Below are 15908 nucleotides of genomic sequence, written 5' to 3'. Positions count from 1 at the left end.
GCCCATCGTGCCTAAGCGTTTAGCTGGGTTTGACGCAGTCCTCGGCAGTAGACTTCTACCAACTCCAGCCCTTCATTCAGCACCAGAATATCGGCATCTTTCCCCGGGCAAAGTGACCCTTTCCGGCTCTGCGCACCCGCCAGAAACGCCGGGTTTTCGCAAGCAATACTGGCGACGGACACCAGGCCATTATCCAGACGATCGACGATATTCTTCACCGAGTCGAGAAAGTTCATCTCCAGTCGCTGCACCGCATCATAGTCGCAAGGGCAAACGTGGCGCGTATCGCCACCGTCTGAGGTAATCTCTAACTGCCCCTGTTTGATACGGAAGGTCTCTTTGCGCAGGTAATGGTGAAACTCATAGCCTTCCGGGAAATCGACATAGCCCATACAGTCACTCATCAGCACCATGCGCCGATCGCGTTTCAGGCGATAAAGCAGGTCAAATGCCTCCGGCTTGATGGTGATGCCGCTCTGTTTCGCAACTTCCGCATAGGTATCCTGATAGTACATCAGCGCACCAACCACCCCGAGCTCACGGTGATGGAAGCCACGCATCCCGCTATAAGCGTGGGTGAAGTGATTTAATCCCGCCTCTATCGCTGCCGTAACCTCAGCAAAGGTGGCATCGGTATGCCCTGCCGACGCGGTGATCCCCTGCGCCCGCAGATGGCGAATCAAATCCAACGCCCCTTCCAGCTCTGGCGCTAACGTCATCAGGCGGATGTTACGGCCCGCCAGATGGTTAAAACGCTCGAATCCCTCAACGTTTGGCCGTTGCAGGCAGTCGGCTCGCTGCATACCGAGATGTTTTTCACTGATGTAAGGGCCTTCCATATGGATACCGATGGCTTCGGCTCCGTTCGCTGGCGTTGCCGTGGCAATATAGTCGGCTGCCTCCATTAACGACGTCTCAAGGAAATCATTTGGCATCGTGCCGGAGGTGGGCAGGTAAGAAGTGACACCAGCCTTGATCAAATCGTGGCTCATCCACTTCAGCGACGCCTTATTGCCCTTGTAGCCGAACGAACCCCGCCCCCAACCGTGCACATGGATATCGACAAAGCCGGGCATGATGATCCGCTCGCTATGGTCGATGCAGCTACCGGAAAAGTGGCTGACAAACCCGCTGATTTGCCCTTGCTGCACCAATAGATAACCGGCCTTGATACCGTCGGGGAACACGATCCGGTTGGATTTGATAACTCCGGAGCGCTGGTCATCCATGGCTTCTCTCCAAGACCCTGTCTGCCAGTTCATCGGCCAAGACGGCGCAAAGGCCAGTATAAGCACCGGGATCCAGCAGCTCCGCAATCTCCTGCGCCGTGAAGTTTTCGGCCATGACCGGATCCTGGCTTAGTATTTCACCGTATTCGAGGTGTTCATGGGTGCTGCGCATCGCCATGGTGTAAACCAGCTCATGGGCCGGATCCTTACCCAGCTTATCCACCAGCTTCATCATGATTTTCTCGCTGTTGATCAGCCCGTGCGTCAGCATCACGTTTTCATGCATCCGCTCAGGGTTAATCACCAGCGTGCGCGTCAGCTCCTCCGCACGCAGGATAATCTCGGCCATCAGCTCAATGCTTTCCTGTAGGCTGGCATCAAAGATAAAATAAGCCGAGCTGTCCGCCTCAAACGGCCTTGGACAGACGTAGAGCACCGCCGTCATCACCGAATACAGCTTCTGGGCGTTGGCAATGATACCCTTTGCCAGCTTGGGATTGACCTTCTGCGGCATGGTGCTGCTACCCACGGTGCCTTTGGTGAACGCCTCGGAGACTTCGCCAAACTCCTCGCTGGACGTCTGATAGACCTCTTCAGCAATTTTATGCAGGGTGGTTGCCAGCAAACACAGGTTGCTGATGTACTCGGCGCGGAACACTCTGGCATTGCGCGAAGGCACCAGCATCGAATGCATCCCGAGCTGTTCGGCGACCAGATCCTGCACCGTTCTGCCCGCTTCCCCCGTGGCGTGAAAGGCTCCCACGGCCCCGCCCATCATCACGGTGAAGACACGCTTTTCCGCCTCCTGCATGCGTTCCACCGCTGCCAGCAACTCATAAATCCACACGGAAACCTTATAACCATAGGTGATAGGCAAGGCATGTTTGCCGTGGGTGCGCCCCGCCATCAGGGTATTTTTATGTGCCTTTGCCAGGCGAGCCAGATTGACCAACGTGTCATCGACAAACTTCATCAGATGACGGTGGAATTTCTGCACGATCAACAGATGGGCCGTCTGTTGAATGTTTTGGGTCGTCACGCCGTAGTGCACGTACTTGCCGCTTTCTGCATCGCAAGCCTTGACCAACACCTTGATCACCGGCACAAACCCGTGGCCAATCTGGCGCATCAAACGGTCGATCTCCGCCAGATCGATCCGCTCCAACTGGCAGTTGGCGGCGATATTTTCTGCCGCAGCAACAGGGATCATACCGACCTTAGCCTGCGCCATCGCCAGAGCCCCTTCCACATCGAGCCACGACTGTACTCTGGCCTCGTGGGTGAACAGGTCCTTCATGCCCTGATGATCGATGGTTTTACTTTTGGAATCATAAAGTGCGCGCATGCTGTGTTCCTCTTAACGTTGCTGGATGCCAGCAAGATTGTCGTCTACCGCGTTACGGACAAACTCGACGTGTGGCCCGAAGACGACGTGAATATGATTGCTGGAGGGAATAAAGGTCCCCAATGAACCCGCCTCTTTCAGCAACTCCATGTTCATTAGCTTTTGGTCGCCAAGGTCGATACGCAGCCGTGACACACAGTTTTCTACCCGCTTGATATTCTGCCTGCCGCCCAGTCCCTCTACGACCAGCTCTGCTACCTTGTCGTACTCTTTGTTATTAAGCAGCGCGCTGTCCGCCATCTCTTTCTCGCGCCCTGGCGTTTTGATATCAAACTTGCCAATGGCATAGCGGAACACGCCATAGAACACCACAAAGTTAATCGCGCCCAGCAGCAGCAGGTTCGGCCAGTGGGTGTTTTCGTACATCAGGCCGAAGATGCCGAAGTCAAAGATCGTGCCGCGAATATAGCCAATCGAGACGTCCAACATTTGCAGAGGAATGGTTAGCAGGCCGCACAAGATCGCGTAGACAACAAAGAGCTGCGGTGCAATAAACAGGAAGGAGAACTCGAGCGGCTCGGTGATATTGCCGAGGAATGCCGTCAGCACCACGGTCAGGATCATCCCTTTGGCGAATTTCTTGTTTTTGAAATAGGCCATGTGATACATCGCCAAGCCGATCGCCGGAACGCGGAACAACGTGGTCAGCATCTGCGACGACGCCAGGTAACTGGACAGCGTTGGCATGAACTCATTCCATGCCGGATGGTTGGGCCCCAATTCAAACAGGATCTTGTTCATGGCGGGTAAAATGCCAACGTAGGTTTGCCCATCAATCAGATAGGTGCCGCCCGCTTCGGTAAAGCGTACCGTCGAACTCAGGACATGGTGCAAACCAAACGGGATCAGCAAACGGTTCAGGGTCATGTAGATCCCGGCACCGATGTTCGGCGCCATCATCACGGTCGAGATGCTCCGCATCCCATAGGTAAACACATCCCACACGAATGGGATCAGCAGGCCGACCGGGATGGTGAAGGCAATCGATAGAATGGCGACCGATTTCTTCCCGCTGAAGAAGGCAAAGGCCAACGGCAGTTGCAGCCGATAGAACCGGTCTGTCACCTTGGCGGCAAGCAAACCGGCAATGATCCCTCCCAGCGCCTCTATTTTCAACGTATGAATGCCAAGCACCATGCCCTGCCCGACCAGCGCCATATTCTCCGTCACCAATTGGTCCATCACTTTTAAATGCACGTGCATGGAGATCAGTAAGGTTAGATAGGCGATGACCGAAGCGAAGACCGCAATACCCTTTTCCTTCTTCGACATGCCATAAGCGACCCCCATGGCGAACAGCAATGGGATATTCTGGAACACCACGCTGCTGATTAATCCCACCGAAGAGAGGATCGCCTTGCAGTAGGCATTTCCCAGAAACGGCAGTTTATCGATCATATACGCCTGGCCCAGCGCGCTACAGATCCCCATTAACATCCCCACCGGGGCTAACACGGCGATAGGCAATAATAGGGAACGCCCAAACGTCTGTATTTCGTTTTTAAAGTTGGATTTCATTATCTGGCCCCTGGTTTACTTTACCTCTCTATCAAACAATGCCAGCGCTCCCGCCATCAAGGCCAAATACTGGCTGATTCAAGGCTCATTTTTTGCCCATCAAAAATCAGGGCGAAGGCCGAAAACAGGAGCTCACCTGACCACCATACTGCATATGTATGGCTACCAGCCTTCTGGCCTAGCCCTTATCCCCTGTTTTTTGCACAGTCTTCTGCATCTGGCATCGTTGATTTCTGGGTACCGGTGCTATGATCGGCATAACTCAACCCGACAATGAGAGTTGGCTCTTGATCAGATCGCTCAAACCGGATTGAGTTCCTCAATTGAGCTACTATTGTGAAAAGCTATTGAGAGAAAATGAGCCTGGCATATAAGAAGAATTTAGGGGTGATGATATGGATAGCGAGTTTGTTTCTAATAATATAGCCAGCGTTAGCGTATTGGCAGTTTGTATTGTTGCTATTATTGGATTGACTATCTATGACCGTGAAAGAGAAAAGGGGAAATTTGGCGTTATCGTTCATGCTGCTCAATTTATTATTTGGGTATGTATTATTACCATACTCGGTGGCTACGCAGAAATTGCCGTTGCTGCGTATAAAATCTCATTTATTTCATCCCGTACCATCAATTTTTTATGCACCACTCTCATTTCGTTGATTTTGCTTAGAAAACTGTTTTTAATGATCAATCGTCTGGAAAAGAATCAAATCCAAAAAGGGCGAGACATCACGACTACGCACATTATTTCCCGCATATTAAAAGCCACGATTGTCGTTATCATGATACTGCTGTATGGCGAGCATTTTGGCATGAGCGTGTCGGGGTTGGTGACGTTCGGCGGGATTGGCGGCATTGCCATCGGTATGGCCGGGAAGGACATCCTAAGTAACTTTTTCTCTGGCATCATGCTGTACTTTGATCGTCCCTTTTCAATTGGTGACTGGATACGCTCACCGGATAGAAACATCGAGGGTACGGTTGTCGAGGTGGGTTGGCGAATGACCAAGATAACCACCTTCGATCAGCGGCCATTATATGTTCCAAACTCTGTGTTTTCATCGATCAGCGTTGAAAACCCGAGCAGAATGACCAATCGCCGTATCGAAGCCTCTATCGGCCTGCGCTATGAAGATGCGGACAAGATAGCAGGCATTACCCAGGATATATTGGCTATGCTAAAATCGGACGGTAATATCGATCAGAGCAAAACCCTGTTGGTTAATTTTAATTTATTTGGTGATTCATCATTAAATATCATGATTTACTGCTTTACCAAGACAACCGCTTGGGGTGAGTGGCTGACGGTACAACAGGCGGTTTACCTAAAGATCATTGATATCGTCCATCAGCATGGCGCTGACTTTGCTTTCCCAAGCAGCACGCTTTACTTCGACAACCAGAAGAACGAGATACCCGCAGGTAAGGAAGAAGCGAACGACAAATCGCCACCCCGGTCGCTTTCGGACATGCGGTGATTTGTCATTTATTACAAGCGGCCTTCAAGTAGGCAACTTACGGATTTGAGACAGCGGGTACCGGGATCTCCAATCCATAAAGGCGCAGCATGGCTGGCGTATCTTCAACGCCGGCAAAAACATAACGCGCCCGGATTGCCGCATTTTCCGGGATGGTAATATCCGCGTCTCCTGGCACCAATGCGGTTTTTAGCGGTGAAACAAAACCTTCCTTGTCTAACAGCATCAATGATTTACTTTCGTTCAGATTACTCAGGCGTACGATTTTGTCGGTTTTATTGCGTAGGGAAAGAGTCACTTTATATTCTTGAGCCGCAACTTTCTCAATGGAGGAAACCGAGGCGGTGACATTTTTAACCAGATTGTCTTTGTCGGTCACAATGATGGCTCCATCAACGCTGCTACCTGACTGACGGCCATCATCCACGCCATCTTTCAGGCCGCTGAGCGCATCTTTACCTGAAGCAATAACGCCAGAGACCACGCTTTTCACGCTGTCTTTCACCACGGCGGTTTCTTCGGCCCTAACGCCAGGGGTAGTAATCATCACCAAAACCAATGCCAGTACGCTCTTTTTCATCTCATTATCCTGCTTATCATTATCCATTGAAGACAATCTAGCGGAAAAAAACATGGTTGGCATCTTATCTATTGATTTGAGAGGCTTTCTTGCTGTTATTCGGATAAAGTTCACACTCCAGTCTTTTTAATGCTATTTCGCTTATTCTCACCTGCAAACCGCGGCGTTTTCTGCCATTCTTTTGCCTATTCCTCCTAGCCTTAGCCGCACCTTCGTAGACAGGACAAATAATGGAAGTGTTAACAAAGGATGAAGTGTTATATCACCGGGGAAGTTTGCTGACAGCAGACGGCGTCATGGTCGCATCATGGGATCTTGAGCAGCAGGAGAGTTTTTCCGGTGATTATTTTAGCCTGGCTGGCTACCGCGGTATCCGCAACGCCGCTGCGGCCCCTTTCAGCGTGGATTATTGTAACGAATCTACCGTGCACATCATTAATGGCATGGGCGTAACGCTGGGCGATTCCATTATTGGCCTGACTGCGATAGAGGCGCTGCGCGAGTTTAATCCCAACCTGCGCACGATTATCTATCGGCCAGGGCGCGCGCCCCACTATGTCGATCAGCTTTATCATCTGGCGGCAGGCGTGGTGGCGGATTTACGTTGGCTGCCGTGGAAGGCGGAGCATGTTCCTGAGCAGGAGCTGTGTATCGATGCCGGTAATCAGCTGTTCTGGCCAGCCTTCACCACGTTGCCGATGATTGATTTCTTCCTGCAGGCACTGGGCGTTGAACCTGCCGCTATTCCTGCCCGGGCGAAAGCCAACCGCTGGATGCAAAAACTGTGTCTGCCGCCATTACCTGAGCGCTGGCAGAATAAGCCCTACGTGCTGTTTTGCCCCACCGCCAGTACGCCGTTACGCAGCATCCCGACCAGTGCTCATGTGCCACTGGTGAATGCCCTGTGGGAGAAGTTTGCCTGCCCGGTGCTGGGGTTCGGCGCGGTAGATCATCCGCATTATGTGGATATTCAACCGCTTTCCACCGCTACCGCTGATTTCCTTGCCTGGGTGAAGCATGCCCGCTATGTTCTGACATCGGATACCGCTGCGTTGCATATTGCCGCTGGCTACGATGTACCAACTACCGCCTTCTTTACCTCAATCGCTCCCGAATTGCGGGTGCGAGACTATCCTTTATGTCAGCCTGTCTATTTTGCCATCCCCGAGCTGAACAACGTGCAGGCCAGCGCCAGAAAGCATGACCTGGAGCAGGTCGAACTAGCCTTTACGACCCTGATGCTAAACGAATTGCCGTGGGCCTGATCCCCGGTCTGGAGAACTACCGATGCTGTTGACCGCAATAAGAAATACCGCGTTTGCCCTGCTGGCTTTGGTCATTACCCAAACCAGCGCTCTCAGTTTCACCCTGGAAGTCGGCGGCAAGATTAAAAATACCACCGACGCCGAGAACAAAACCTATGTCTTTACCGATAAAGAGCTGTTTGCCATGCCGGTTCACAGCATCACGACCACCACTTCGTGGACGCCCAGAGTGAAATTCGATGGCGTATTGCTGGCAGATATTTTGGCTAAAGTGGGTGCCGAAGGCACCATGATGACGCTCTACGCACTGAACGATTATTATATTGATGTGCCCATCTCGGACGTGGCTAAATACAACATGATCCTGGCCTATAAAATGGGTGGGGAAATGTTAAAGGTGCGCGATTTCGGGCCGCTGTTTCTGATTTATCCCCGCGATGCCGGGGGCGCGGAGCTCAACTCTCCGCTTTATAACTCGCGCTTTATCTGGCAGATCAACAGGATAGTAATTAAATGAAGTTAGTCCGCTTCAAAGACAGCGGCAGGTTGGCTATTCCGGCCATTTTTGCCGCCTTATTCCTGCTCGCCTCGACGGTGACACTGTATTACTACAGTGCCACCCTGTCCAAAAAAGGGCTGTATGCCGTTGCCGGTACTCAGGAAAACTACTCTTGGTCGATCGCCAAGTTCGCCATCAAGCTGGCGGAATTTGAAACCCTGGTGGAACAGCAAAAAAGCACCCATCAGGTGGATATCGATAACCTGAGGCTAAGGTTCGATATTCTCTATTCTCGCTATTCGGTGCTCGCCCGCCCGTCAGAATCGACCCTGCCGCTGTACCACGAACCTGGCTATCCCGAGCTCGTTGAACGGATGCGCGAAGAAATAACTCGGCTGGATCAGTTGGTCAACAGCCCTCAGGTAGATCTGGGGCTGATTTCGCAGGCCATGCAACAGATCAAACCCTCCGCGATTATGATGGCCAACCTGGCGGACCACGCTGAAGTGAAGCAGCGTACCGGGGCTTACGAAGATTTTATCGAGAAACGGCACATCATCTTTTATGGCCTGGTGATCATTATGTTCTCGGTGATCGCGCTGATTGCCATCACGCTGATCGTGATCCGTCAGCAGCGCCAAACCATCAGCCAACAGTCGAAGGCCATTCGCGCAGAGCAAAAGGCTATCCGCACCAAAAACGCCTTCCTCGGGGCCATCGGACATGAACTGCGTACCTCGCTGCAAAGCATCATGTCCGCTATCGATGTGCTGACCCATACCCGCGTATCCTATGAGCACAAAGATACCTTTCACCGCCTGGAAACCGCCGCCGAGCAGATAGAAAGCCAGATGAAGGATCTCACCGATTATGCACGCCTGGACAGCGGTATGATGGAGCTGCGCATTGTTCCCTTTAATGCCCAGCAGGTGATCGACGAAACGACGGATGAAATCGCCATGCTGACCCATAAACCTGGGGTCAAACTGGTACGTGAAGTGGAGTTCACCCATGCGCAGGTCTATTCCGACCCGCAGCGCCTTCGGCAAATCGTGGTTAACCTGCTGACCAACGCCTTTAAATATACTGAAAGCGGTACCATCACGCTGCACAGTTGCCTGCGTAGCCAACCGGCGGGGAGTTCGTTGCTCATTGAGGTTACGGATACTGGCATCGGTATCGACAATGCCCAGCTACCGCAGATTTTTGAGCCCTTTACCCAGCTCGATCAGTCAAATACTCGCCAATACAGCGGGGTTGGTATGGGATTGGCGATCGTCCACGGCCTGGTCGAATTGCTCGACGGCACGATCACGGTGTACAGCGAAGTGGGAGAAGGCAGCACCTTTATCGTCAGCATTCCCGTTGAGATCAGTGAAGAACAGTTGCCAGAGCAAAGCCCACGTCCTGCAGCAACGCTGTTGAAAAAAGAGCAGCAAATCCTGGTGGTAGACGACAATCCTGCCGCAGGCATGGCCTTTATCGCTCTACTCGACAAGTTGGGCTATCAATATGAGCTGTGTGACTCATCGGAACGTGCGTTGCAAAAGCTGTTGCGGCGGCCTTACGATGCCTTGCTGCTCGATCTGCAAATGCCAGGCATCGATGGTGTGGCAGTGGCGCAACGGCTGCGTGACCAGCGTGGCCCGAACCGTAATATCCCGATTATCGGTATCAGCGCCTATACACTGGAGCTGCTCCCTAGCGAGCAACGCGCCATGTTTGACGATTATCTGATGAAACCGGTACGCATGGAGGCGCTATCCACCTCTCTCACGTCGCTGTTTGTCGCTACAGATTAAAGCACCGTTGCAGTGCGGCTTCGATCACATGGAGCCGCACCGGCTTTTCATACGGGCCTAGCACGTCATAATCACGCATTGCTCTGGCAATCTCTGACTCACGCAAATCGGTGCCCAACTGGCCGGTCAGCACCAGGATCGGCGCATCCGCATGATCGGAAGTGCGAATGGTTTCGATGCATCTCTGCGCCGTCTCATGGCCTATCAACCAATCCACCACGTAGCCATCAAACGGGCTTTTGGCCAGCGCCTGGCAGAAACTGCTGACGTCATAGAAAGCCACGGCGTTGAATCCTTGGCTATTGAGATACTTGGTTAGCTCGTCAGCGGCCTGATGTGCATCATCCAATACCGCAATGCTCAGGCGATCGTCTTCGCTATGGCCGGGGCGGATCTCGATCAATTCGACAGCAAAACTCTTGCCCTGTGGGGCTTCGCTGGCTCGATAAACGATCCACTGCCCTTCCTGCTGCAAGCCAACAAACTCGGCCTGCCTGCTGCCCAATAGTTCGCTGCTAATGTGCGCCACACAAGGTAACGCCACCCCGGCCACAGAAAAGATGGCATCCTGTGCCACAGTGGACCCAACAGGCTCGCTTTCGGGGAGAATGTCGACGATGGACGCCGGCGTTTCTCCCAGGGCCAGTGCCACGCTGTTGATTTGTTCCAGCGTCCATGGGCTCTGGCCTTTAAGCTTGCGGTGAGCATGGGAAAAACTCAGATCCAAAATGCGGCTGAGCTCCTTGGCATGTTGTCGCTTGCCGATCCCATGCTGCAAAAAGAGTTCCCTGACCTTGCCTGCAATCGACTGCGAATCGAATTTTTGATGATTGTTAAACATTTTATCCTTCGATATATCTCGCTGATTTTTCAGTCGCTTTGACACCCATACGTACAAAAACGTTATCGAAATCTCGCATACTATACAATCTTAGCCTAATAGCTTGCTTGACATACCATCTTTTATGGTCAAACATGGTATCAGAAGTGATGTATTATAAAAACGATAGTAGAACGATAAGTCAGTAATAACCATACCGACACCAGGGAAATTATAAGCCGGCCACAACACCTGTTTAAAGTATCGACAGGGAGTTGCAAGCTGAGCAAGTTTAACCGCAGAGTTAATTGCTTCACCCCTCGTTAAGCCGGGGCCCGCAAGGGTTCCGGTTTTTTATTTGCCCAAAACCCAATGAAAAGGCCGGAGAACACTCCCCGGCCCGTCAGCATGGCCAACCTCGATCGGCAGATTACCCTCCAGCGTTGGCATCTTCTTCAGCCTGGCGAATGATGGCTTTAGCCATCCACTGGGTCACATCCTGAATATCATCGAGCTCTAAACCCCAAATGTCCTTCAGCACCAGGAACACCTCGGAACCATAAATCAGCGAAAAGGCATGGATCACGCGTTGCAGAGCGTCAGCAGGGAGTTTGTTCTGCAAGGGCTCCACCGCCAGCTTCAACAGCCGCTTGCGATTGCCACGCACAAACTTTTCGCCCGGCGTCGCGTTAGCCCATTGCTGGAGCGAAAGCTGTAACGCCGCACGTAGCGCGCCTTCATGCTGCTCCATCTGCGGATAGGCAAACGCCAACAGTTGATGAATGCGCTTGAGCGCATCGTTATCCTGCGGTTGCCATTCAAGGATCGGCCCCAGGCTTTTCGCCACAACAGCGGAGATCAGGGCACTTTGGGTGGGAAAATAGCGATAAGCGGTGGCACGGGAGACCTGCGCATGCGCCGCTAGCTCTGTAATCGAAGGGAAGACACCACCATCGTAGAGCTCCATCGCACAGGCCAGCAGCAAGCTGCGGGTTTTGGCACGAGTATGTGTCAAAGATTCATCCCGCGGAGCGGGAAATGCGGATATTGGCACGTTTTCCTCGAACTTCCTCGTATCTTCCAACCTTGGAGTCAATACGATAGACAGCCTCACCGACAGATCCTGGCCCATCGGCAGCGTAAAAAATCATAGCTAAGATAGCCAAAAACGGGACACAAGTCTCACTTTAAACAAATTAATGCTTGCAAAAATGATACGGCAGTCTCATTATGACCAACAAATAAACGATAGTACCTTATTGTCCGACACCAGGGTTCACAACCTACAATAAAAAATAGCATTAAAATCAATTTGTTCAGACTTTTGTCTGAACCTTTTTCAGGAACAGATGATGAGCAGCACCCCAGGTTTTGTCTATATTGCTACCACAGCAGATACTAAAGGACAAGAACTGGAATATGTCCGTCATCTGATCGCCAATCTCGATTTACCCGTCATCACCCTCGATCTCTCCACTTCCGGTAAGCCTTCTCTGTATCACGCGGACGTTTCTGCACATGAGATCGCGGGTTACCATCCGGAAGGTGAACAAGCCGTTTTTTGTGCTAATCGCGGGCAGGCGATTGCGGCCATGGCTGTCGCGTTTGAGCGCTTCATGCTCTCACGTCGTGATGTTGCTGCGCTGCTCGGTTTGGGCGGGTCTGGTGGTACCGCGATCATCACGCCCGCTATGCAACAGTTGCCCATCGGCCTGCCAAAGCTGATGGTATCGAGTATGGCTGCGGGTAATGTCGCTGGCTATGTCGGCTCCAGCGATATTGCCATGCTGTATTCCGTCACCGATATCGCCGGGCTAAATCGCATTTCACGCAAGGTATTGAGCAATGCCGCCAACCAGATAGCCGGGGCCATCCGCTTTCATATCGATGATGATGCCGACAGCAAACCCGCCACCGGCCTGACCATGTTTGGTGTCACTACGCCTTGTATCAAGGCCGTGACCAGCGCCATTGAGCACGACTGGGATTGCCTGGTGTTTCACGCTACCGGCAGTGGTGGCCAGGCAATGGAAAAGCTGATCGACAGCCGCTTGCTCAACGCCGTATTGGATCTGACCACCACCGAGGTGTGCGACTATCTGTTTGATGGCGTGTTGGCCTGCAACGAAGATCGCTTTGGGGCCATCGCCCGCACTGAGATCCCTGGTGTGATGTCATGCGGAGGGCTGGATATGATCAACTTCGGTCACCCGAAAACCATTCCGGCCCGCTACGCCAATCGTCAATTTTATTGCCACAACAGCCAGGTAACGCTGATGCGCACCACGGCGCAGGAGAATACCCAGTTGGGGCGATGGATTGGCAGCAAGCTGAACGCCTGTGCCGGGGAGGTATGCTTTGTAGTACCGCTGGGGGGCTTTTCAACCTTGGATGCGCCAGGGCAGCCCTTCTGGGATCCACAAGCGCTAGCCGCTTTTGTTCACTCTCTGGAACGGACACTGGTACAGACCGCAAAACGCCGGTTGCTCAAAGTACCGTACCATATCAACGATCCCCTGTTCGCCGCGATTATTATCGAACAATTTAATGCCATTGCTGCTACGGCTAAATAATCCTGACAGAGAATAAAATCGTGTCGATGGCCCTACTGTGGACCGAAAACTCCCGTAATGGGTCAGAAAGGGTTATTTGTGGTCCATAAATATTTTTACGGGCCGTAAACCCCTTAATGGGCCGGTAAAACTTAAAGTGGGCCATAAAACCTGATACAGTGGGCCATAAAAGGCAAAACGGGCCGTAAATATGATCTTTTACGGTCCGTGTTTTTACTGGCCCGCAGGAAACAAACATCGATGACATCCTCAGATACCCTACCCTACCTGCAGCAGGCCATCCTGACCGCCATCGCTGCCGCGAAAACTCCCGTCAGTTCTGGGGAACTGGCGAAGCAGCTTCAGGTCGGTCGCTCCACCATCAAGCGTCATATTGAGGTCCTGCTCAGGGAAGACAGAATCATACGATACGGCACCGGGCGAGGAACCCGTTACACCCTCCCTGGGCAACAGACAGAGTCGGTACAACCCACTTCGTCGGTCACAACAGACAGTGGCATCGCACCTCACACCACGGAGGCGCAAGCTCTTCTCAACTACCTACACTCCCCACTGACTACCAGGGAGATTACTGGTTATGACCGAAGCTTTGTGGAAGATTACATCCCGAACCAGACCTTTCTGCTGTCAGAGTCTCTTGCCAGGGCACTAATGGAAGAAGGGAAGATGGCCGGGCAGCAACCTGCTGGGACCTATGCCCGAAAAGTGCTGGAGCAGTTGCTGATTGATTTATCCTGGTCCTCATCGCAATTGGAAGGCAACCGGTATTCCTTGTTGGCAACCGAGGAACTCTTTAAAAGCGGGACAGAAGCCGGGGATATGGATGCAGTGATGCTGTTGAACCATAAGCAGGCGATTGAGTTTATGGTCGATGCCGTCCCCGAATCCGGACTGACTGGCCCTGTCATCAGCAACCTGCATGCTCTATTGATGCACGACTTGCTTTCTGAGCCGGAAGGTCTCGGGGCCATCAGGAAGAAGATAGTGAACATCAGCGGAACAACTTGCACTCCGCTGCAGACACCTTTCCTGCTGCAGGAGATGTTTGACAAAATTATTGAGAAGGCCCGGCAAATCATAAATCCGGTAGAGTCCGCATTTTTTCTGTGGGTCAATCTTGCCTACCTGCAACCCTTTGAGGACGGTAACAAGAGAACCAGCAGGCTCGCGGCCAACATTCCGCTGATGCTGTATAACAGTGCCCCTTTGTCCTTCCTTGACGCTGATGCCACAAATTATGCATACGCCATGATGGGGGTCTATGAAAAGCGTAATGTGGCTCTAGCGGTGGAGTTGTTTGAGCATCTGTACCGTCGCTCAATAAAACGCTACGCAGTGACACTCCAGGCAATGGGTGTTCCTGACCCGTTCAGGCTGCGCCACCGGGAAGACTTAAATACAGCCATCCGCTATATCGTCACCGACAGGGAGAGTATCGAATCCGCCCTGCTAGCCATCACTATTGCCGCAGAAGATAAGGAGCAGTTCAGGGCTCTCCTGCAGGATGAACTCCGGGTACTGAACACGCACAACTGCGCCCGGTATCGCCTTTCGATGCGTATGACGGAACAGTGGATTAAAGACGGGAAACCGGCCTAGTCGTCCAGTTCAACTCATGCGAGATCCGCGGGAAACAGGCTGTAGACGTGGCAGTACATACGCCATCCTCAATTTTGCATTCCAGATGGTCCTCGGGGGAAAATTCATTAAGAGTGATGATTTCAAACTGGTATTACTGGGGAGAGAGATCTTTGAACATGGCGGCCAGTCTATTTTTTACACTAACCTTATTAGGTTAAAATTTTAGCTTCACGGTCAGGACATTGTCATTAATAAAAAAAGCCGGGCAAATAACCCGGCATTTTTATTTTGATAGCAATGCTAATTATTCAGCAGCAGGGACATGATCGCGCATTTTTTTCATATGCTCCATCATCTTCTGCTCACGTTTCTGATAATTCTCATTGTATTGTTTTTTCTGCTCTGGCGTTAGCAGGTTATACATTTTGTTTTCCGCTTTGGCGCGTTCCAGCATGTGCTCAGATTGCGCTTTACCGATCGCATCGATCTGGGCTTTTGCCTTGGCTTCGTCGAAGCTTTCCGAAGCGATCATGCTGTGCAGTGCCTGGCGCTCGTCTTTAGCACCCGGGCCGCGTTTTTGATGCGACTCTTTCATGATATCGCGCATCTGCTGGCGCTGCTCGTTGGTCAGGTTCAAGCCAGCAAAAGGACTGTCTCTTTTTGCGTCTTTATAGTGCATCATTTTCACCGGGGCGGCGGTTGTGGCCGATGCGGTTGCCGGGGCGGTAGTTGTGTCGGCTGCGAAGGCGGCAGAAGCAGAACCCAGGGCTAACGTTGAAGCGACAAATAAAGCAGTCAGTTTACGCATAATTATTTCCTTAAAAGTTATTCTTCATCAGGAGCGCTGTACGTTAACAGGCTCACTATCTCGTCGTCGAAAATAATAGTATGCGCATGAATATATAGTAATGCGATGGAGTGTAAATTTTTTAAAATCAAAAATGGTAATATTCGTCAATTATGAATAAATTATGGAGAAGGCGTCTGTTATTTGGAAGATTACATTGCCCAAGCGTAATTATTAGTGTGGCTTTTGTCCACCTACAGCCAGGGATTAATTTAGCATCCCTAGCCACAACCCTGGCTCAACGAAGCCAAAAACTGATTTTCGCACACTGCGCGGTTCTCTTTTACACTCTATACAGACGTCGTTCACGC

13 protein-coding genes are annotated in these 15908 nt (G+C 51.8%); 6 read left to right on the top strand and 7 right to left on the bottom strand.

From position 1 onward, the window contains the following. Positions 1 to 11 precede the first annotated feature (11 nt). The 3 genes from JHD74_RS15860 to JHD74_RS15850 are packed head-to-tail and all read right to left on the bottom strand — an operon-like array spanning position 12 to position 4152. Positions 12 to 1229, bottom strand: a complete 1218-nt coding sequence (locus tag JHD74_RS15860; RefSeq protein WP_199063051.1) for an N-acetylglucosamine-6-phosphate deacetylase — start codon at positions 1227 to 1229, stop codon at positions 12 to 14. Continuing rightward, complete coding sequence (locus JHD74_RS15855) at positions 1222 to 2574, bottom strand: adenylosuccinate lyase family protein (protein ID WP_024527647.1); 1353 nt, start codon at positions 2572 to 2574, stop codon at positions 1222 to 1224. Before JHD74_RS15855 ends, JHD74_RS15860 begins: the two co-directional genes overlap by 8 nt. Before the next feature lie 12 nt (positions 2575 to 2586). Then, complete coding sequence (locus tag JHD74_RS15850; protein ID WP_024527648.1) at positions 2587 to 4152, bottom strand: PTS transporter subunit EIIC; 1566 nt, start codon at positions 4150 to 4152, stop codon at positions 2587 to 2589. Between the two features lie 395 nt (positions 4153 to 4547). Between JHD74_RS15850 and JHD74_RS15845 the strand changes: the two genes are divergently transcribed. After that, positions 4548 to 5630 (top strand): mechanosensitive ion channel family protein, encoded by a 1083-nt coding sequence (locus tag JHD74_RS15845; RefSeq protein ID WP_199063050.1) that lies wholly within the window; start codon positions 4548 to 4550, stop codon positions 5628 to 5630. Positions 5631 to 5667: 37 nt separating this feature from the next. On the opposite strand, the gene JHD74_RS15840 is transcribed toward JHD74_RS15845, so the two are convergent. Continuing rightward, entirely contained in the window at positions 5668 to 6210 is a 543-nt protein-coding gene (locus tag JHD74_RS15840; protein ID WP_065684038.1) for a hypothetical protein, read from the bottom strand. Between the two features lie 230 nt (positions 6211 to 6440). Between JHD74_RS15840 and JHD74_RS15835 the strand changes: the two genes are divergently transcribed. From JHD74_RS15835 to JHD74_RS15825, 3 genes are read left to right on the top strand one after another with little or no spacing between them, the layout of a single operon-like run. Then, positions 6441 to 7475: a glycosyltransferase family 9 protein gene (locus JHD74_RS15835; RefSeq protein ID WP_199063049.1), complete on the top strand. Its 1035-nt coding sequence runs from the start codon at positions 6441 to 6443 to the stop codon at positions 7473 to 7475. Positions 7476 to 7497: 22 nt separating this feature from the next. Further along, entirely contained in the window at positions 7498 to 7992 is a 495-nt protein-coding gene (locus JHD74_RS15830; RefSeq protein ID WP_024527650.1) for a molybdopterin-dependent oxidoreductase, read from the top strand. After that, on the top strand, positions 7989 to 9776 hold the full coding sequence (locus JHD74_RS15825; protein ID WP_024527651.1) for an ATP-binding protein: 1788 nt from the start codon (positions 7989 to 7991) through the stop codon (positions 9774 to 9776). Before JHD74_RS15830 ends, JHD74_RS15825 begins: the two co-directional genes overlap by 4 nt. Here JHD74_RS15825 and JHD74_RS15820 read toward each other — a convergent pair. Both JHD74_RS15820 and JHD74_RS15815 read right to left on the bottom strand, forming a co-directional pair. Next, on the bottom strand, positions 9766 to 10617 hold the full coding sequence (locus JHD74_RS15820; RefSeq protein WP_074030205.1) for a helix-turn-helix domain-containing protein: 852 nt from the start codon (positions 10615 to 10617) through the stop codon (positions 9766 to 9768). The genes JHD74_RS15825 and JHD74_RS15820 overlap by 11 nt on opposite strands. Positions 10618 to 11026: 409 nt before the next feature. Then, on the bottom strand, positions 11027 to 11563 hold the full coding sequence (locus JHD74_RS15815) for a TetR/AcrR family transcriptional regulator (protein WP_233169560.1): 537 nt from the start codon (positions 11561 to 11563) through the stop codon (positions 11027 to 11029). A 385-nt stretch (positions 11564 to 11948) separates the two neighbouring features. Here JHD74_RS15815 and JHD74_RS15810 point away from each other — a divergent pair, with 385 nt between their 5' ends. Next, on the top strand, positions 11949 to 13169 hold the full coding sequence (locus tag JHD74_RS15810) for a Tm-1-like ATP-binding domain-containing protein (protein WP_199063059.1): 1221 nt from the start codon (positions 11949 to 11951) through the stop codon (positions 13167 to 13169). 240 nt (positions 13170 to 13409) lie between these two features. Continuing rightward, entirely contained in the window at positions 13410 to 14768 is a 1359-nt protein-coding gene (locus tag JHD74_RS15805) for a Fic family protein (protein WP_199063048.1), read from the top strand. A 286-nt stretch (positions 14769 to 15054) separates the two neighbouring features. Here JHD74_RS15805 and spy read toward each other — a convergent pair whose 3' ends face one another. After that, positions 15055 to 15558, bottom strand: coding sequence for an ATP-independent periplasmic protein-refolding chaperone Spy (gene spy / locus JHD74_RS15800; RefSeq protein WP_024527655.1), 504 nt, complete (start codon positions 15556 to 15558; stop codon positions 15055 to 15057). Positions 15559 to 15908 lie beyond the last annotated feature (350 nt).

The sequence above is a fragment of the Serratia sp. ASV30 genome, assembly GCF_016428815.1.
In the GTDB taxonomy this organism is placed as follows: domain Bacteria; phylum Pseudomonadota; class Gammaproteobacteria; order Enterobacterales; family Enterobacteriaceae; genus Chania; species Chania fonticola_C.
The sequence above is the reverse complement of the archived record's forward strand: the minus strand, read 5'-3'. Positions and strand labels throughout refer to the sequence as shown.